This window comes from Sphingomonas parva (ex Maeng et al. 2020) (assembly GCF_004564275.1).
Classification (GTDB): Bacteria; Pseudomonadota; Alphaproteobacteria; order Sphingomonadales; family Sphingomonadaceae; genus Allosphingosinicella; species Allosphingosinicella parva.
In genome coordinates this window covers 1-17,639 of record NZ_SPDV01000063.1, presented here as the reverse complement: position 1 = coordinate 17,639, position 17,639 = coordinate 1, and the positions used below count along the sequence as shown (strand labels likewise).

Annotated in this window: 13 protein-coding genes and 1 pseudogene; 8 read left to right on the top strand and 6 right to left on the bottom strand. The window is 68.1% G+C overall.

Annotated features, from left to right (window positions below):
* The first annotated feature begins 1,853 nt into the window (after nt 1-1,853).
* The 7 genes from E2493_RS19295 (at nt 1,854) to E2493_RS19265 (ending at nt 11,031) form a co-directional block, all read left to right on the top strand.
* Nucleotides 1,854-3,386, top strand: a complete 1,533-nt coding sequence (locus E2493_RS19295) for an acyl-CoA carboxylase subunit beta (protein ID WP_135090154.1) — start codon at nt 1,854-1,856, stop codon at nt 3,384-3,386.
* Nucleotides 3,387-3,414: 28 nt separating this feature from the next.
* Nucleotides 3,415-4,431: an SHOCT domain-containing protein gene (locus E2493_RS19290; RefSeq protein WP_135090152.1), complete on the top strand. Its 1,017-nt coding sequence runs from the start codon at nt 3,415-3,417 to the stop codon at nt 4,429-4,431.
* Nucleotides 4,425-4,670: a hypothetical protein gene (locus E2493_RS19285; RefSeq protein ID WP_135090150.1), complete on the top strand. Its 246-nt coding sequence runs from the start codon at nt 4,425-4,427 to the stop codon at nt 4,668-4,670. Before E2493_RS19290 ends, E2493_RS19285 begins: the two co-directional genes overlap by 7 nt.
* On the top strand, nt 4,667-5,086 hold the full coding sequence (gene mce / locus E2493_RS19280; RefSeq protein ID WP_135090148.1) for a methylmalonyl-CoA epimerase: 420 nt from the start codon (nt 4,667-4,669) through the stop codon (nt 5,084-5,086). Before E2493_RS19285 ends, mce begins: the two co-directional genes overlap by 4 nt.
* A gap of 239 nt (nt 5,087-5,325) precedes the next feature.
* Complete coding sequence (scpA, locus tag E2493_RS19275) at nt 5,326-7,545, top strand: methylmalonyl-CoA mutase (protein ID WP_135090146.1); 2,220 nt, start codon at nt 5,326-5,328, stop codon at nt 7,543-7,545.
* Nucleotides 7,546-7,741: 196 nt separating this feature from the next.
* The gene (gene bioB, locus E2493_RS19270) at nt 7,742-8,737 is read left to right on the top strand and encodes a biotin synthase BioB (protein ID WP_135090144.1); all 996 of its coding nucleotides are present in this window, start codon (nt 7,742-7,744) and stop codon (nt 8,735-8,737) included.
* Nucleotides 8,738-8,994: 257 nt separating this feature from the next.
* Nucleotides 8,995-11,031 carry an acetyl-CoA carboxylase biotin carboxylase subunit gene (locus E2493_RS19265; RefSeq protein WP_135090142.1) on the top strand — a complete coding sequence of 679 codons (2,037 nt, stop codon included), beginning with the start codon at nt 8,995-8,997 and terminating at the stop codon, nt 11,029-11,031.
* A 5-nt stretch (nt 11,032-11,036) separates the two neighbouring features.
* On the opposite strand, the gene E2493_RS19260 is transcribed toward E2493_RS19265, so the two are convergent.
* The 3 genes from E2493_RS19260 to E2493_RS19250 form a co-directional block, all read right to left on the bottom strand.
* Nucleotides 11,037-12,272 (bottom strand): hypothetical protein, encoded by a 1,236-nt coding sequence (locus E2493_RS19260; protein WP_135090140.1) that lies wholly within the window; start codon nt 12,270-12,272, stop codon nt 11,037-11,039.
* 44 nt (nt 12,273-12,316) lie between these two features.
* A complete protein-coding gene (locus E2493_RS19255; RefSeq protein WP_135090138.1) occupies nt 12,317-12,883 on the bottom strand; it encodes a hypothetical protein in 567 nt (188 codons plus the stop codon).
* Nucleotides 12,884-13,013: 130 nt separating this feature from the next.
* Nucleotides 13,014-13,499 carry a hypothetical protein gene (locus E2493_RS19250; protein ID WP_135090136.1) on the bottom strand — a complete coding sequence of 162 codons (486 nt, stop codon included), beginning with the start codon at nt 13,497-13,499 and terminating at the stop codon, nt 13,014-13,016.
* Nucleotides 13,500-13,669: 170 nt separating this feature from the next.
* On the opposite strand from E2493_RS19250, the gene E2493_RS19245 reads away from it, so the two are divergent.
* Complete coding sequence (locus E2493_RS19245; RefSeq protein WP_135090134.1) at nt 13,670-14,269, top strand: hypothetical protein; 600 nt, start codon at nt 13,670-13,672, stop codon at nt 14,267-14,269.
* 239 nt (nt 14,270-14,508) lie between these two features.
* On the opposite strand, the gene E2493_RS19240 is transcribed toward E2493_RS19245, so the two are convergent.
* The 3 genes and pseudogenes from E2493_RS19240 to E2493_RS19230 form a co-directional block, all read right to left on the bottom strand.
* A complete protein-coding gene (locus tag E2493_RS19240) occupies nt 14,509-15,222 on the bottom strand; it encodes a hypothetical protein (RefSeq protein WP_135090132.1) in 714 nt (237 codons plus the stop codon).
* Nucleotides 15,223-15,364: 142 nt separating this feature from the next.
* Nucleotides 15,365-16,225 (bottom strand): dienelactone hydrolase family protein, encoded by an 861-nt coding sequence (locus E2493_RS19235; protein WP_135090130.1) that lies wholly within the window; start codon nt 16,223-16,225, stop codon nt 15,365-15,367.
* Nucleotides 16,226-17,379: 1,154 nt separating this feature from the next.
* Nucleotides 17,380-17,639 (bottom strand): annotated as a pseudogene (locus E2493_RS19230) (IS110 family transposase); the annotation flags it as partial.

Sequence of the window (17,639 nt, the reverse complement as noted above, 5' to 3'; positions counted from 1 at the left end):
GCGGTGATGGCCTTCCTGCAGAAGCAGCAGCCTCGCTTCGAGGGGCGCTGATCTATTTCGCGGACACTATACCTAATTCCAGACGGCAGCCTCGTCGCGCCCTGCATTCCCGCCGAATTTAGTAAAGTGTCCCCGAAATGCCCCGCCGGAGAGACGCAGGACTTCCGCGCGGCGGTGATGGCCTTCCTGCAGAAGCAGCAGCCTCGCTTCGAGGGGCGCTGATCTATTTCGCGGACACTATACCTAATTCCAGACGGCAGCCTCGTCGCGCCCTGCATTCCCGCCGAATTTAGTAAAGTGTCCCCGAAATGCCCCGCCGGAGAGACGCAGGACTTCCGCGCGGCGGTGATGGCCTTCCTGCAGAAGCAGCAGCCTCGCTTCGAGGGGCGCTGATCTATTTCGCGGACACTATACCTAATTCCAGACGGCAGCCTCGTCGCGCCCTGCATTCCCGCCGAATTTAGTAAAGTGTCCCCGAAATGCCCCGCCGGAGAGACGCAGGACTTCCGCGCGGCGGTGATGGCCTTCCTGCAGAAGCAGCAGCCTCGCTTCGAGGGGCGCTGATCTATTTCGCGGACACTATACCTAATTCCAGACGGCAGCCTCGTCGCGCCCTGCATTCCCGCCGAATTTAGTAAAGTGTCCCCGAAATGCCCCGCCGGAGAGACGCAGGACTTCCGCGCGGCGGTGATGGCCTTCCTGCAGAAGCAGCAGCCTCGCTTCGAGGGGCGCTGATCTATTTCGCGGACACTATACCTAATTCCAGACGGCAGCCTCGTCGCGCCCTGCATTCCCGCCGAATTTAGTAAAGTGTCCCCGAAATGCCCCGCCGGAGAGACGCAGGACTTCCGCGCGGCGGTGATGGCCTTCCTGCAGAAGCAGCAGCCTCGCTTCGAGGGGCGCTGATCTATTTCGCGGACACTATACCTAATTCCAGACGGCAGCCTCGTCGCGCCCTGCATTCCCGCCGAATTTAGTAAAGTGTCCCCGAAATGCCCCGCCGGAGAGACGCAGGACTTCCGCGCGGCGGTGATGGCCTTCCTGCAGAAGCAGCAGCCTCGCTTCGAGGGGCGCTGATCTATTTCGCGGACACTATACCTAATTCCAGACGGCAGCCTCGTCGCGCCCTGCATTCCCGCCGAATTTAGTAAAGTGTCCCCGAAATGCCCCGCCGGAGAGACGCAGGACTTCCGCGCGGCGGTGATGGCCTTCCTGCAGAAGCAGCAGCCTCGCTTCGAGGGGCGCTGATCTATTTCGCGGACACTATACCTAATTCCAGACGGCAGCCTCGTCGCGCCCTGCATTCCCGCCGAATTTAGTAAAGTGTCCCCGAAATGCCCCGCCGGAGAGACGCAGGACTTCCGCGCGGCGGTGATGGCCTTCCTGCAGAAGCAGCAGCCTCGCTTCGAGGGGCGCTGATCTATTTCGCGGACACTATACCTAATTCCAGACGGCAGCCTCGTCGCGCCCTGCATTCCCGCCGAATTTAGTAAAGTGTCCCCGAAATGCCCCGCCGGAGAGACGCAGGACTTCCGCGCGGCGGTGATGGCCTTCCTGCAGAAGCAGCAGCCTCGCTTCGAGGGGCGCTGATCTATTTCGCGGACACTATACCTAATTCCAGACGGCAGCCTCGTCGCGCCCTGCATTCCCGCCGAATTTAGTAAAGTGTCCCCGAAATGCCCCGCCGGAGAGACGCAGGACTTCCGCGCGGCGGTGATGGCCTTCCTGCAGAAGCAGCAGCCCCGCTTCGAAGGGCGGTGAGTTATCTCCCTCCCCGGTACGGGGAGGAGTGAGCACGCGCATTGCCTTCGCCCTCTCCTCCCGCCTAGAGACGGCGCAAAAGGACAGGATGTATGGCGACCACGATCGAGGAACTGGAATCGCGCCGCGCGGCGGCGCAGCTGGGCGGGGGCGAGAAGAGGATCGAGGCGCAGCACGCCAAGGGCCGGCTGACCGCACGCGAGCGCCTCTCGGTGCTGCTCGATCCGGGCAGCTTCGAGGAATATGACATGTTCGTGGAGCACAATTGCTCCGATTTCGGCATGGAGACCCAGAAGGTGCCCGGCGACGGCGTGGTCACCGGCTCGGGCACGATCAACGGCCGCCTGGTCTATGCCTTTGCCCAGGACTTCACCGTCTTCGGCGGCTCGCTCAGCGAGCGCCACGCGCAGAAGATCTGCAAGATCATGGACATGGCGATGAAGGTCGGCGCGCCGGTGATCGGCCTCAACGACAGCGGCGGCGCGCGCATCCAAGAAGGCGTCGCCTCCCTCGCCGGTTATGCCGAGGTCTTCCAGCGCAACGTCCTCGCCTCGGGCGTCGTGCCGCAGATCAGCGTGATCATGGGCCCCTGCGCCGGCGGCGCGGTCTATTCGCCGGCAATGACCGACTTCATCTTCATGGTGAAGGATTCGAGCTACATGTTCGTCACCGGCCCCGACGTGGTGAAGACGGTGACCAACGAGGTGGTGACCCAGGAGGAATTGGGCGGCGCCGTCACCCACACCACCAAGTCGGGCGTCGCCGACGTCGCCTTCGAGAACGACATCGACGCTTTGCTCGCCACCCGCGACTTCTTCGATTTCCTGCCGCTCTCCAACCGCCACGAGCTGCCGCAGCGCGAGACCAACGATCCCTGGGACCGGATCGAGGACAGCCTCGATACCCTGATCCCGGACAGCGCCGCCAAGCCGTACGACATGCACGAACTGATCCGGAAGGTCGTCGACGAGGGCGATTTCTTCGAGATCCAGCCGGCCCACGCCGCCAACATCATCGTCGGCTTCGGCCGGATCGAGGGCCGCACCGTCGGCATCGTCGCCAACCAGCCGATGGTCCTCGCCGGCGTGCTCGACATCGCCAGCTCGAAGAAAGCGGGGCGCTTCGTCCGCTTCTGCGACGCCTTCGACATCCCGATCGTCACCTTCGTCGACGTGCCCGGCTTCCTCCCCGGTGTCGCCCAGGAGCATAACGGCATCATCAAGCACGGCGCGAAGCTGCTGTTCGCTTATGCCGAAGCGACCGTGCCGAAGATCACCGTCATCACCCGCAAGGCCTATGGCGGCGCCTATGACGTCATGGCCTCCAAGCATCTGCGCGGCGACCTCAATTACGCCTGGCCGACCGCCGAGATCGCGGTGATGGGCGCCAAGGGCGCGGTCGAGATCATCTTCCGCAAGGACGTGGGCGACGCGCAAAAGATCGCCGCCCGTACCGCCGAATATGAGGCGCGCTTCGCCAATCCGTTCGTCGCGGCGTCCAAGGGCTTCATCGACGAGGTGATCATGCCGCACTCGACCCGTCGTCGGATCGCGCTCGGTCTTCGCAAGCTGCGCGACAAGCAGCTCGAGAATCCGTGGAAGAAGCACGACAACATCCCGCTGTGACCAGGCGGCGGCGACGGAGGACCAGGCGATGAGCTCGCGCTACGACGCGCTCGAGAGGCTGCAGCGGCTGCGCGAGAGCGGCGCGCTGAGCGAGGCGGAGTTCGAGGCCGAAAAGCAGCGCCTGCTCGGCCACGAGGCGGCGCCGGAACCCGAAGCCGGTGCCGCCGGAGACGCGCCCGCCGCGCCGTCGCGCCGGCCGCTCTACATCATCCTCGGAATCGCCGCGCTGATCGCCGCGATCGTCGCCGGCCTGTTCCTCGGCGGCCTGGTCGGCAGGAGCGGCGACGGCGGGGAAGAGGCCAACGTCGTCGCGCCGGTCGAGGAGAATGCCGCGACCGAGGTCAATCTGGTCGAGGCGCCGCCGCCGGTCGACCTGCGCGCTCTGCCCGCCGAAGAGCAGCTCGCCCGCGCCTTCGAGGCGGCGTTCGGCAGCCGCGGCGAGGCGCTGCTCGCCGTCGAGGCGCCGCAGGACGTCGACGCGGCCGGCGGACAGGCGGAGAGCGCCTCCGAGACAGTCCGCTACACGCCCGGGCGGCTGCTCTGGCTGCCGTTCGGCCCGGTGCTGATCAGCGAAGGCCGGGCGGAAGGCGCCTCCCACGCCAGCGCCGGCCGCATCGCGGTCCATTACCTGAAGCCCGATGGCGAGAAATTTGCGGTCGAGCGCGCCTTCCCGTCGGCCGTGGTCGCCGGCTCCTCCGGCGAGGTCGCCGGGTGGAGCGTCAGCCCTCGCTTCTCGACCTGGCCAGTCATCGCGACCGAAGGCGGCGGCAGCTGGCAGGGCTGCACGACCCGGTCGCTGACGCTCACCGAGCTGCGTCCGACCGGTCCGGTCGAGCTCGTCAGCGTGCCGCTCTTCTACGATTTCCAGAGCGCCGAGCCCGGTGCGGCCCGGCTGACGATCGAGGGCAAGATCCTGAACGCGAACAAGGACGAGTCGTTCGACGTCCTTTATTCGGGCAGCCACGCCTATAGCGAGCATTACGTCCGCCAGGGCAATGCCTATGTCGTCGCGGGGGGCGGCACGCCGCGAATCCAGGGATGCTGAGCCGCGGCGAGGATCTGATCGTCGGGCTGATCGCGCTCGGCCTGGTGCCATGGATCGCCTGGACGGTGCGGCGCGGGCTGCGCGACGGCCGCCTGCCGGTCGGCCGCAGCCACCTGCTCCGCGCCGAGCGGCCCGGCGCTTTCTCCACCCTGCTCTTCCTGTTCGTCGCCGCCGCTCTGCTGATGGCGGCGATCGCGGCGGAGCTGCTCCTCAACCTCAATCTCGGGATCCGCTCATGACCCTCGGCCGCCTCAACCACGTCGGCATCGCCACCCCCTCGATCGAGCAGAGCGTCGCCCTCTATCGCGACCTGCTCGGCGCGACGCGGATCCACGCGCCGTTCGACCTCCCGCCCCAGGGCGTCAGGGTCTGCTTCGTCGACACGCCGAACAGCCAGATCGAGCTGATCGAGCCGCTCGGCGAGAACAGCCCGCTGCACGGCTTCCTCGCCCGCAACCCGGCCGGCGGTCAGCACCATGTCTGCTTCGAGGTCCCCGACATTCACCAGGCCAAGGCCGAGATGGAGGCCAAGGGCGCCAGGGTCCTCGGCGAGCCCCGCATCGGCGCCCACGGCACCCCGGTGATCTTCGTCCACCCGAAGAACATGGGCGGCGTCCTCGTCGAGCTGATGGAGACCCCCAAAGAGGCACATTGAGGGCGCCCCTCTCCCCTTCAGGGGGAAGGGGAGAGCGGAGTCTCCGCTTGCTCCTGCGCGCGCGAATGACTCCCCCTCTCCTGCTCGCTGCGCTCGCCCTCCTCTCCCCTGAAGGGGAGAGGGTCATTGAGGAGAAGCCACTGGCTCTTCGCGCGACGCGAGCGTAGTCGGGGACGCATTGAACCAGGAGCCCGTGCAGCGCCCGAACGGGCGCGCCGGACGAGACGGAAAACAGAAGAATGTCTGAACGACCGACGATCGAGAGCAACACCGGCGAGGATTCCGGCGCCGCCCCCAACGGCGGCCCCGCAGCCTCCGCCGCCCCCTCCGCCAGCCGCGCCGACTGGGATGCGGCGGCGGCGAAGGAGGTGAGAGGCAAGGACCTCGTCTGGCACACGCCCGAGGGCATCGACGTGCAGCCGCTCTACACGGCCGAGGACGTCGCGGACGTCGATCCCGGCCTGCCCGGCTTCGCGCCGTTCACCCGCGGCCCCTATGCCTCGATGTACACCGGCCGGCCGTGGACGATCCGCCAGTACGCCGGCTTCTCGACCGCCGAGGAATCGAACGCTTTCTACCGGCGCAACCTCGCCGCCGGGCAAAAGGGCCTGTCGGTCGCCTTCGATCTCGCCACCCACCGCGGCTATGACAGCGATCACCCGCGCGTCGTCGGCGACGTCGGCAAGGCGGGCGTCGCGATCGACACGGTCGACGACATGAAGATCCTGTTCGACGGCATCCCGCTCGACACGATGAGCGTGTCGATGACGATGAACGGCGCCGTCCTCCCGGTCATGGCCTTCTACATCGTCGCCGCCGAGGAGCAGGGCGTGTCCCAGGCCCAGCTCTCGGGCACGATCCAGAACGACATCCTCAAGGAGTTTGCGGTCCGCAACACCTACATCTATCCGCCGGCGCCCTCGATGCGGATCGTCGCGGACATCATCGCCTTCACCAGCGCGAACATGCCGCGCTTCAACTCGATCTCGATCAGCGGCTACCACATGCTCGAGGCCGGGGCGACGGCGGTGCAGGAGCTCGCCTTCACCCTCGCCGACGGCATGGAGTACGTCCGCGCCGCGCGGGCCAAGGGGCTCGAGGTCGACGTCTTCGCGCCACGCCTCTCCTTCTTCTTCGGCATCGGCATGAACTTCTTCATGGAGATCGCCAAGCTGCGCGCCGCGCGCACCCTGTGGCACCGGATCATGGAGGGCTTCGGCGCGAAGAGCCCGAAGTCGAAGATGCTGCGCACCCATTGCCAGACCTCGGGCGTGTCGCTGACCGAGCAGGATCCGTACAACAATGTCGTCCGCACCACGATCGAGGCGATGGCGGCGGTGCTCGGCGGCACCCAGTCGCTCCACACCAACAGCTTCGACGAGGCGATCGCGCTGCCGACCGACACCAGCGCCCGGATCGCCCGCAACACCCAGCTGATCCTCGCCGAGGAGAGCGGCATCACCAACGTCGCCGATCCGCTCGGCGGCTCCTACTTCATCGAGAGCCTGACGAAGGACCTTGCCGACCGCGCCTGGGCGCTGATCGAGGAGGTCGAGGCGATGGGCGGCATGACCGCCGCGGTCGCCGAAGGCCTGCCCAAGCGCCGGATCGAGGAGGCGTCCGCGGCCCGGGCGGCCAGCGTCGACCGCGGCGAGACGGTGATCGTCGGCGTCAACCGCTACCGCCTCCAGGACGAGCCGCCGATCGAGACGCTCGAGATCGACAATGCCCGGGTCCGCGCCGGCCAGATCGCCCGGATCGAGCGCGTGCGTGCCGGCCGCGACGAGGCGAAGGCGCAGGCGGCGCTGCAGGCGCTGCGCGACGGCGCTGCGGGCGATTCCAACCTCCTCGGCCTCGCCGTCGAGGCGGCGCGCGCCCGCGCCACATTGGGCGAGATCTCCTCGGCGCTCGAGGACGTGTTCGGCCGCTACGACACCAATCCCGAGCCGGTCAGCGGCATCTACGGCGGCGCCTACAAGGGCGATGCCCGATGGGCGCGCGCCGAGGACGGGGTTGGCGCCGTCGGCCGCCGGCTCGGCCGCAAGCCGCGCCTGCTCGTCGCCAAGATGGGCCAGGACGGCCACGACCGCGGCGCCAACCTCGTCGCCTCCGCCTTCGGCGATCTCGGCTTCGAGGTCGTCGCCGGCCCGCTCTTCCAGACGCCGGAGGAAAGCGCGAAGCTCGCGGTCGAGAAGGACGTCGACGTGGTCGGCGCCTCCTCTCTCGCCGCCGGCCACAAGACTTTGGTGCCCGAGCTGATCGCGCAGCTCCGCGCGCTCGGCCGCGCCGACATCAAGGTCGTCGTCGGCGGCGTCATCCCGCCGCGCGACTACGACATGCTGCGCGAGGCCGGCGTCCAGGCGATCTTCGGCCCCGGCACCAACCTCGTCGACGCCGCCGGGGAGGTGCTGAAGCTCCTCGGCCACAATCTCCCGCCGCTCGAGGAAGCTGCGGAGTGAGCATTCCCCGATCCTCCCTGTGGGCGAAGCCCATGGGGAGGGGGACCGCGCGAAGCGCGGTGGAGGGGCCGGAACTCGCTCAATCTCCCCGGCCCCTCCACCACCCTGCGGGTGGTCCCCCTCCCCATCAGGGCTGCGCCCTGACAGGGAGGACTGCCTTCCAGACGACCTCGATTTCCATGCCCAGGACTTCCCGATGACCCACCCCCGCACCGACTGGACCCGCGCCGAGATCGCCGCGCTGTTCGACCTCCCATTCCTCGACCTGATCTTCGAGGCGCAGGCCGTCCACCGCGCCCACCACGCGCCCAACGAGGTCCAGCTCTCCACCCTGCTGTCGATCAAGACCGGCGGCTGCCCGGAGGATTGCGGCTATTGCAGCCAGTCGGCTTTCGCGAAGTCCGGCCTCAAGGCCGAGAAACTGATGCAGGTCGACGCGGTGCTCGCCGCCGCCGCCGAGGCCAAGGCCGGAGGCTCGGGCCGCTTCTGCATGGGCGCCGCCTGGCGCGAGCCCAAGGAGCGCGACATGGACGCGCTCTGCGCCATGGTCGCCGGGGTCAAGGCGATGGGGCTCGAGACATGCATGACCCTCGGCATGCTCAGCCGCGACCAGTCCGAGCGGCTCGCCGCCGCCGGCCTCGACTATTACAACCACAATCTCGACACCTCGCCCGAACACTATGGCGAGATCATCACCACGCGGACGTACCAGGAGCGGCTCGATACGCTGGAGAACGTCCGCGCCTCCGGCATGGCGGTCTGCTGCGGCGGCATTGTCGGCATGGGCGAGACGCGCGAGGACCGCGTCGGCTTCCTCCATGCGCTCGCCACCCTCCCCGCCCATCCGGAGAGCGTGCCGATCAACGCGCTGGTGCCGGTCAAAGGCACTGCCCGCGGCGACAGCCTGCTCGCCGGCCAACACGCGAAGATCGACGACATCGAATTCGTCCGCACCGTCGCGGTTGCGCGCATCCTGATGCCGCATTCGATGGTCCGCCTCTCGGCGGGCCGGGAGAGCATGAGCGAGAGCACCCAGGCTTTGTGCTTCCTTGCCGGCGCCAATTCGATCTTCACCGGCGACAAATTGCTCACCGCCGGCAACGCCGGGGCGAACGCGGATGCGGCCCTGTTCGCCAAGCTCGGCCTCGTCGCCATGACCAGCGAGGAGCCGGCCCGGGTCGCGGCGGAGTGATTCATCCGCGGCGGCTCCTCTAAACTCCCCCTCCCTCAAAGGGAGGGGCTAGGGGTGGGTCAGCAGCAGCGGGGGCTCGATGCCCCCGGTGCTGCTCTGAGCGTGGAAGAGCTCGCTCCGCTCGAACCCACCCCCTGCCCCTCCCTTGCGGGGAGGGGGGCTGCACCGCCAAGTCTGGCGGCGGCGCGATCTTGGCGCTAGCAGGGCGCATGAGAAAAGCACGAGCCCGCGCGCGTCGGGCCCATGAGGATTCCTGAATGTTCAAGAAGATCCTGATCGCGAACCGGGGCGAGATCGCCTGCCGCGTCATCCGCACCGCGAAGAAGATGGGCATCCAGACGGTCGCGGTCTATTCCGACGCCGACGCCCGCGCGCCGCACGTCCGCATGGCCGACGAAGCGGTGCGGCTCGGCCCACCGCCGGCGAGCGAGAGCTACCTCAATGCCGAGCTGATCATCCTCGCCTGCAAGGAGACCGGCGCCGAGGCGGTGCACCCCGGTTACGGCTTCCTGTCCGAGCGCGAGAGCTTCGCCCGGGCGCTCGAGGAGGCGGGAATCGCCTTCATCGGCCCGCCGCCCAAGGCGATCGCCGCGATGGGCGACAAGATCGAATCGAAGAAGCTGGCCAAGGAAGCGGGCGTCAACGTCGTCCCCGGCTTCCTGGGCGACATCGCCACCACCGACGACGCGGTGCGGATCGCCGGCGAGATCGGCTATCCGGTGATGATGAAGGCCTCGGCCGGCGGCGGCGGCAAGGGCATGCGCCTCGCCTGGTCCGAACAGGACGTGCGCGAGGGCTTCGAGGCGACCAAGCGCGAGGGCCTCGCCAGCTTTGGCGACGACCGCGTCTTCATCGAGAAGTTCATCGAGAGCCCGCGCCACATCGAGATCCAGCTGATCGGCGACCAGCACGGCAACGTCCTCTACCTCGGCGAGCGCGAATGCTCGATCCAGCGCCGTCACCAGAAGGTGGTCGAGGAGGCGCCCTCGCCGTTCGTCACGCCCGAGATGCGCAAGGCGATGGGCGAGCAGGCCGTCGCTCTGGCCAAGGCGGTCGGCTATTTCTCCGCTGGCACGGTCGAATTGATCGTCTCGGGCGCCGATCCGACCGGCAGGAGCTTCTACTTCCTCGAAATGAACACCCGGCTCCAGGTCGAGCATCCGGTCACCGAGGAAGTGACCGGTGTCGATCTCGTCGAGCTGATGATCCGCGTCGCCGCCGGCGAGCGCCTGCCGCTCACCCAGGAGCAGGTGACGCTCACCGGCTGGGCGGTCGAGAACCGCGTCTATGCCGAGGATCCGTATCGCGGCTTCCTGCCGTCGACCGGCCGCCTCGTCCGCTACCAGCCGCCGCGCGAGACGCGCGACGAGGAGGGCGTAGTCCGCGTCGACGACGGCGTACTCGAGGGCGGCGAGGTCTCGATGTTCTACGATCCGATGATCGCCAAGCTCGTCACCTGGGCGCCGACCCGGATCGGCGCGATCGACCGCCAGGTCGAGGCGCTCGACGCCTTCCGGATCGAGGGCATCGGCCACAATGTCGATTTCCTCTCGGCGCTGATGCAGCACCCGCGCTTCCGCGAGGGGGCGATCACCACCGGCTTCATCGCCGAGGACTATCCGGAAGGCTTCGCCGGCGCGCCGGCGGACGAGAGGCTGGTCGAGGATCTCGCCGTGATCGGCGCCTTGCTCGCCATGGAGAATGATTTCCGCGCCCTCTCGATCACCGGCAAATTGGGCGGCCCGATGATGCCGGCCGAGGAGAGGATCGTGCGCGTCGGCAAGAGCGAGCACCGCGTCCGCTTCGACGGCTTCCAGGGCGGCGTCATGGCCTATGTCGACGAGGAGGAGGCGGGGCGCGAGGTGATCGCGCGCTGGGAGCCGGGCCAGCCGCTGTTCAAGGGCCGGATCGACGAGCGCAGCCGCACCGTCCAGGTCGCCCGGCGCGGCCGCCAGTGGCGCCTCACCAGCCGCGGCGCCAGTCACGTCGTCGACGCCCTCCCCGTCCACGTCGCCGCCCTGTCGCGGCACATGATCGAGAAGGTCCCGCCCGATCTCTCCAAGTTCCTCATCTGCCCGATGCCGGGCCTGCTCACCGCGCTCAACGTCCAGGCAGGCGACAGCGTCGAGGCCGGCCAGCCGCTCGCCGTCGTCGAGGCGATGAAGATGGAGAATATCCTGCGCGCCGAGAAGAGCGGCGTGGTGAAGAGCGTCAGCGCCAAGCCCGGCGAGAGCCTGGCGGTCGACGCGGTCTCCTCGAGGTCGAATAATCCCGCCCTCTCGCTCGGAGCGTGACGGGTTCACCCCTCGGCGTCCGCCTCCTCCAGCACCTGCGCCGCGAGGTCGGGGCGGCCGAGCCTGCGCAGGCCGTCGGCGATAGACCGCGCGAATTGCAGCGATCCCAGCAGCGCGTCGACCGCGGCGGGCGCCGCGTCCTCCGCCGCCAGGGCTTCGCGCCGCTCGGCGACGCGCGCCTCGTAGAGCTCGGGCAGGATCGCCGCGCGGCCCATGTCGAAGATCGTGGCGAGCTCGGCGACCTCCTCGCGCGCGAGGGCCGCGCCGAGGTCGGCGATCGCCGCGGCCGCGTCCTGGCGCCGCGCATCGACCGCCGGATGGTCCCGTTTCCACAGCCCACGGCCGAGCAGGGATTCGGCGAACGTCAGCGCGCGGTTCGGATGGCAGCGCCGCCAGTGGCGCACCGCCCGCAGCAGCTGCGCGTCGCACAGGTGGACGAGCGGCGAGGTCAGTCCGACCAGAGCCCTCGTCTCCCGTGCACCGGCGATCGCCTCCAGCGCATCGGCGAAGGCGTCCGCGCTCAGGCCGAAGCGGTCCCGCACCTTGCCGCTTGCCTCCTCGAAGGCCTCTCCGCGCCATTCGCCGTGCGACGGGAGCATGCGGGCGATGGCGACGAGGTCTTGCCGCGAGCAATCCCGCGTCCTCAGCCCGCCGACGCTCTCCCGGCCGAGCGTCGATACGCACGACAGCAGCCAGCCGATCTCCTCCAGAAGGCCGCGAAGGCTCTCGCGAACCTGCGCCGGGTCGACGGCGGCATCGTCGGCAATCGCGGGCGGGCCGCCTGATGGATCATCAGGCAGGGCGGGGTGGGGCAGCACCGATCCGTCCTCGTCGATCCGGGCGAGGCTGGCGACATAAGGCGCCAGCGCGTCGATCCGCTGGCGCAGCGCGCGATCGCCCGGCCGGCTGTCGCGGAGCTGCCGCCAGTGGCGCAACGGGTCGCGGCTCTCGGCCGGCGGCTCGGCGACCATGCCCAGCCGGTGCAGGCCGGCGAGGGCGTGGCGCAGCGCGAGCAGCAGAGCGTGGCGCGCGTTGGCGAGGATCGGCATCGCCAGCCGGCCGCGCAGGCCGTAGCGGCCTTTCTCGGCCAGGGCCGAGGCGAGCTCGATCGCCGCCTCGAGATAGGCCGAGATCGCCTGCGACGCGTCCGCGCTCGCCAGCCGCGCCCCGCCGCCGTCTTCGCATCTCGCATCGAAGAAGGGATCGGCCTGCCGATCGGCGATCCTGCTGTCCTGATTCATCGCCGCAACGTCGGGAGATTGCAGCCCCGGAACAAGGCCGCCGCTCAGGGCTGCCAGGTCACCGAGCGGAAGAAGCGGGCACGCTCGGCGGCGTGATCGTCGCCCTCGCCGTGGCGGACCGACACCGACAGCCATTTGTTGCCCACGTACATGTTGCGCGCGGTCTCGAGCTGCCCGCCGCCGCCGAAGCCGCCGTAGCGATAGACCAGCTCGGTCCCGCGCATGCCCGGCAGCGGCATCTCGGACGGCTTCAGCGCCCGCTGGCTGACGAATTCCTTGCTGACCGCGACGTCGCCGCCGCCCTTCGCCTCGGCGATGTCACCGGCGATCTTGGCGCCGGCGTCATACGGCTGATCGGCGATCACCGCCTGCAGGAAATAGAAGGCCTTGAGATCGCCCGCGCCGTCGCGCCGCGTCTCGGTCAGCTGGATTACCCGACCCTTGGCGATGTCGGTCCATTTGTCGAACCGCTCGGGCTCCCCCAGGAACTCGGCCGAGAGGCCGTTCTGCGTGTAGCGCTGCCAGCCCTGCTGGGCGGGCGCGGGTGCGACGACGGCCGCAGCGAGAATTGCGGCGACCGGCATGAACAGGCTCGATGTCTTCAAGGTCATTCCCCCTCGTTGCGGGGGCGACACTATCGCGTCGCGAGCGCTGCGCAAGTGGCCGCCTGTCGCCGCTGCTCTCGGACGGCCGGAGGCCGCGCGCGGCGACGGCCTGAAAAGACGGAGCGATCCCCGCCCTTCACAGATGCCGAACCAGCACTCCGTTGGTCTCGACCAGCGAATAGCTTTGGTAGTGATTGGTGGTCCACAGGAAGAACCCGCGCAGATATTCGTAGAGCAGCCGCGTTTGCGCGTTCGTCCCGGTCACCGGGAATTCGGCGAGCGTGCAGATGTCGTTGCCCGCATGGGCAGGCGGGGTCGAGCGCGCATAGGCCATCCAGAAGTATCCCGCCTTGCTGGTCGGCCGGATCGAGTGGAGCCCGCCGATCGCCAGCAATGTCGACGTCGTCCTTCCCTCGGCGCTGACGTAAAGCTGCTTGTTCCCATGCGCACCCATCGGCGCAGCGCGCTCCTGGATGAATTGCATCATCGACGTGGCGTCGACCTTGCCGCCGAGAACCGCTTCGGTCTTGATGGACTGGTTGGTCGCGGCGATCCTCGCGATCAGGTCTCGCGCGCCCTGCGGCAGATTGGCCGTGTCGACGCGATTGTTGACGATGATCATGACAGTGCGCTTGCCCCCTCACCGAGGCTGCCATACTATTCCTCTTGGCGGATCCCGGCAAATGCGGAGTGGTTCGAAGCGATCCGTCGCGTCACGAGTGCTTGGCTTGATCTTGGGGATTATTCGGCACGCCGATCGGGCCTCGGTCGCCGAGCCGGGGGAGACGCGACATGGCCGTGGAGCTCAATTTCAGCGGTACCAAATTCTACGTGGACGTCGACGAGGCGTCCTGGACCAAGGCCAAGCAGGCGCTCGGCGTGAACCCGCAGGCGAGCCATACCGCCGCGAAGGAATGCTGTGTCGTTTCCAAGATCATCCAGGCGTTCGGCACCAATCGGCCGCTGCTGACCTGCAGGGCCCCGACCTCGGCCGATCACGACGTCATCCTGGTGCTCAACGGGACCAACGTGACGGTCGACATCAAGGTCCTCTTCCCCGACGTCGATCTGACCGCGCGCGGCGTGTCGGCGGCGGAGGTGACGGAGGGGCTGCGCACCGAGATCGACCGCGCCTATGCCAAGGAGAAGGGGCAGGGAAACATCTGCTGTTTCGACCTCTCCTACATCGGCGACGCGGCGCGGCAGACGCTCGTCGGCGAGATCAACAATTCCTATCCGGAATGCATCACGCTCGAGTACGACATGCGCAATCTGCAGCTGCATTTCGTCTGGCCGCAGGCGCAGGGCCTCGGCGTGCGGCCGGACAAGGGTCTCTACGTCCACAAGGGCAATGCCGACAATCTCTGGTACAAGGCGACGTCGACGTTCTAGCGGGACGGACGGGGCGCGTCAGATGAGCCGAAGCCGGTGCGAGGTCCGGGCCGGCTGAACGCGGCCGGGCTTGTCCAGCCGGTCGACGCCCGCAAGGACGAGCGGGGCGAGTGGTTTCGGCGCGCCTCGGCATGACGACCACGGGAACCAGCGTGCGGCGACGACCGGAGGCGCGCGGCCACCGGCCGCATTCCGCTTCGGCGCGACGGCGACGAGCACGCCCGCGCCGGCGCCGGAATTTAGCGGGTCGTGCCGTCGTCCGCGAGAATATCGTCCAGCATCTTGCGCCTGGAAGGGCTCGACAGGCTGCCGCCCTTGTATTTCTTTCCGGTCTCCGCGAGCCCCCGGGCGACCTGCTCGGCGATGTCGAGCTGATCGGAGCTGTATTTCGCCCAGAAGTCGATGATCTCGCTTCGGCTCGGATTGTCGCCGGTCGCCTTGAACAACGCCTCGAGCGCGTTCAGCAAGTCGATCGCTCCGGGCACCGGCGGCTTGCCGCGGATCATCCGGCTCAACGCCCATTGGATGGCGCTGGTGATCAGCGACAGGCGCCGGAAGGCCTTCCAGGCCTCGACCAGCTCCCACTGGGCCGCCTCGATCTCGGACGTCGTCATCTCACGCACGCTTTTTCGGGGATATCGTGCGCCATAGCGCACCCGCATCGCCGCGAGCGCCTGCTCAGCGGTCAGAACGAGCGGCAGGTTCCTGGACCGGTCGATCGCGTCCAGCGCCGCCGAGCCGGTGCTCTTGGCAGCGTCCACGTGATCCTTTGCATCTTTGAGCTGGTCGAGGATCTGCCGTCCCGTCTCCCAGCTCTCTCGCGCCTTCTCCCAAATGTTCACGGCATCGCTCCCTTGCAAGGGACGATCAAAGTAACTCCGGGCACTGACCGAATCAAGCCAGCCGGCACTTCGCGCACGTGACTTGCTCAATAGCGGAAATGATTGGGGCATCAGGCGAGCAGGCAAATCACCGCGCTGGCATTTTCCGGGATATAGGGTGTCGGACTATTTGGACGCAAAGTGCGCCCGCTACGCAGATTTCCAGGAAGCGCGCCTCCGCCGGTCCCGCCGATGGCGCGGCCGGTTACGCCCGTCACATCGTCCTGAACAGCGCCCGCATCCGCGCCCAGCCGCGCTCGGCGGCGGCGCGGTCGTAGACGTCGCTGTCGATCGTCATCCAGCCATGGTCGGCCGGATAGACCTCGATCTCGGCCGGGCGCCCGGCCGCCGCCGCCGCCGCGCGCAGCACCTCCTTCTCGCCCGGGTCCTTGGCGTCGTCGTTGCGGCCGATCGCGAACAGGTATTGCGCCTTCGTCCGGCCGAGCAGCCGGTGCGGGCTCTGCGGATCGTCGGGCACGACCAGCCGCCAGCCGTGGAACGAGGCCGCCGCGTGCACCCGCTCCGGCACCGCCGCCGCCGCCCACACAGTATAGGCGCCGCCGAGGCAATAACCGTGGGTGCCGACGCCCCTCTTGGTGTCGACCTCCGGCCGCCCGTCGAGCCAGGCGATCGCCGCCGCCGCGTCACGGCCTATCGCCGCGGCATCGAGCTTCGCCCGCCACGCCTCGGAGCGCCTGAACCCGTCCTGGGCGGCGAAATCGGCGAGGTCGCGGAAGCGAGGCGCCGGCGCCTCGCGATAATAAGTGTCGGCGACGAGCACGGAATAGCCGTCGCCCGCCAGCCGCCGCGCCATCACCTGATAGGCGTCGCGCAGCCCGGCGATGTCCGGCCAGGTCAGGATCGCCGGGTGCCGCCCCCGCGCCGGAGCGACGAAGAAGGCGTCCATCGTCCCGTCCGGCGTCGCCAGCCGCACCCTTTCCTCGGAAAGCGCCGCCGCGCTGCCGCCGGCCGAGCGACCGCTGCAGGCGGCCAGCGAGGCGAGCGCGCCCAGCGCGAGCTCGCGCCGGTTCACCGCCCAGTCGAAGCCGGCGGCGATGGTGTCACGTTCGCACATGGGAGGCTCCTCGGATGCGGGGTTGCGACCCATGTTTAGCGCGGAAGCGGCGAGTGCTCCACGGCGCGGTTCCCAGCCGCCGTCAGGGTGTCGAGACGTGCGCCAGGATCTCGGCCGCGAGCGGACCTTCCGCCTCGAAGCGACGTGCGAGAAAGCGGACATTGGCAAGAGACCAGCGCGTACTTTCGGGAACGCCCCTTTGCCGACATTGCCGCAACCGCTAGGTTCAAGTGCATGGCTTCGGTCTTTGACGGTCAGCGCCGACCCACGACGATGCTCTTGAGCGGGATGGCCATGCTGCTCGCAGCGTGCTCCGAGCCGCCTCACTCGAGCTCCCTCCCCAGCGCCTCGGACGTGCTGGCCGAAAGTTGCGCATGCAAAGAGGATGCGGACTGCCCTCAGGTCGAGGCCACCGGTTATCGGCCGGAGCTGAGGCAGGTATCGTGCGCGTGGAAGAGATCGGGTCGCACTGCAGATTGCCTCTATGCCGTTCGCTTCATGATGCCGAACGGGGAAGTGGCGTCGGAGGGCTGGACGATGCGCCGGGTGACCTTGCGCCCTTCCCGATTAGGGGGATGGTGCGCTCCAGACCGCCGTCCGCCCGAAGGGTCTTGAAAGCAGGGGCAAATGTCTCTCTTTCAGCCGCTCGGCGCTGCGCCGGCCGCGCGGCCGATCGCGGCGGAAAAGCACATTTTCGGCTGCGCTGAGGTTGTAGGGCCGGCTGCGAATTCGTGGAGGGGCTGGGGGTGGTTCTTCTTAGCCTTCTCTGGCGCTGAGGCAGCGCAGGAGGAAGAAGAGCCACCCCCCACCCCCTCCAGCAAGTGCTGGATGGGGAGCAATGTCCGCTCGGGGTCGGTGCCGGACGATCGCGGCTCAAATCGTCGAAGGTCATCTGTGGACGCCCCTTCGGATGCAAGCGGTAAATCGGGGTAACGTTGGCACGTAGTCGGTTGCTGTCATCTGTCCGGCCTCGATGAGCAGCGCCATAGCTGCGGGCCAGTATGGGAGTTCGCGGACCGGATCCATTTCAGCTTTGCGCGCTTGGGTGGCGCTCTGACTTTCACTGGTTCTTCCAGCCCCGTCTCATCGACCGTTGTGCCATACCCTCCTTCGATCCGCCTACGTCCCCGACGCCTCTGGCTGCCGCCGCGACTTTACGCCGCGACTGCCGCCGGAGCTCTGTAGTCCTCCTTTTTCGTCAGCAGCGCCCAGGCCATGCGCGCCATCTTGTTGGCGAGCGCGACCGTGACGAGCATGCGTGGTTTGCGCGCAAGCATTCGCTCCAGCCACGAGCCTGCTGGCGCACCGTGGCGACATGCTCTCCGGACCATTGAGCTGCCGCCGATAATGAGCAATCGGCGGATGGTGCGCTCTCCCATCTTCGAGATGCTGCCCAGCCGCTGCTTGCCGCCTG

Excerpts from the sequence above, each read along its gene's own strand:
- E2493_RS19295 (WP_135090154.1), top strand. The coding sequence starts at position 1,854 with ATGGCGACCACGATCGAGGAACTGGAATCGCGCCGCGCGGCGGCGCAG.
- E2493_RS19290 (WP_135090152.1), top strand. The coding sequence starts at position 3,415 with ATGAGCTCGCGCTACGACGCGCTCGAGAGGCTGCAGCGGCTGCGCGAG.
- E2493_RS19285 (WP_135090150.1), top strand. The coding sequence starts at position 4,425 with ATGCTGAGCCGCGGCGAGGATCTGATCGTCGGGCTGATCGCGCTCGGC.
- mce (WP_135090148.1), top strand. The coding sequence starts at position 4,667 with ATGACCCTCGGCCGCCTCAACCACGTCGGCATCGCCACCCCCTCGATC.
- scpA (WP_135090146.1), top strand. The coding sequence starts at position 5,326 with ATGTCTGAACGACCGACGATCGAGAGCAACACCGGCGAGGATTCCGGC.
- bioB (WP_135090144.1), top strand. The coding sequence starts at position 7,742 with ATGACCCACCCCCGCACCGACTGGACCCGCGCCGAGATCGCCGCGCTG.
- E2493_RS19265 (WP_135090142.1), top strand. The coding sequence starts at position 8,995 with ATGTTCAAGAAGATCCTGATCGCGAACCGGGGCGAGATCGCCTGCCGC.
- E2493_RS19260 (WP_135090140.1), bottom strand. The coding sequence starts at position 12,272 with ATGAATCAGGACAGCAGGATCGCCGATCGGCAGGCCGATCCCTTCTTC.
- E2493_RS19255 (WP_135090138.1), bottom strand. The coding sequence starts at position 12,883 with ATGACCTTGAAGACATCGAGCCTGTTCATGCCGGTCGCCGCAATTCTC.
- E2493_RS19250 (WP_135090136.1), bottom strand. The coding sequence starts at position 13,499 with ATGATCATCGTCAACAATCGCGTCGACACGGCCAATCTGCCGCAGGGC.
- E2493_RS19245 (WP_135090134.1), top strand. The coding sequence starts at position 13,670 with ATGGCCGTGGAGCTCAATTTCAGCGGTACCAAATTCTACGTGGACGTC.
- E2493_RS19240 (WP_135090132.1), bottom strand. The coding sequence starts at position 15,222 with ATGCCCCAATCATTTCCGCTATTGAGCAAGTCACGTGCGCGAAGTGCC.
- E2493_RS19235 (WP_135090130.1), bottom strand. The coding sequence starts at position 16,225 with ATGTGCGAACGTGACACCATCGCCGCCGGCTTCGACTGGGCGGTGAAC.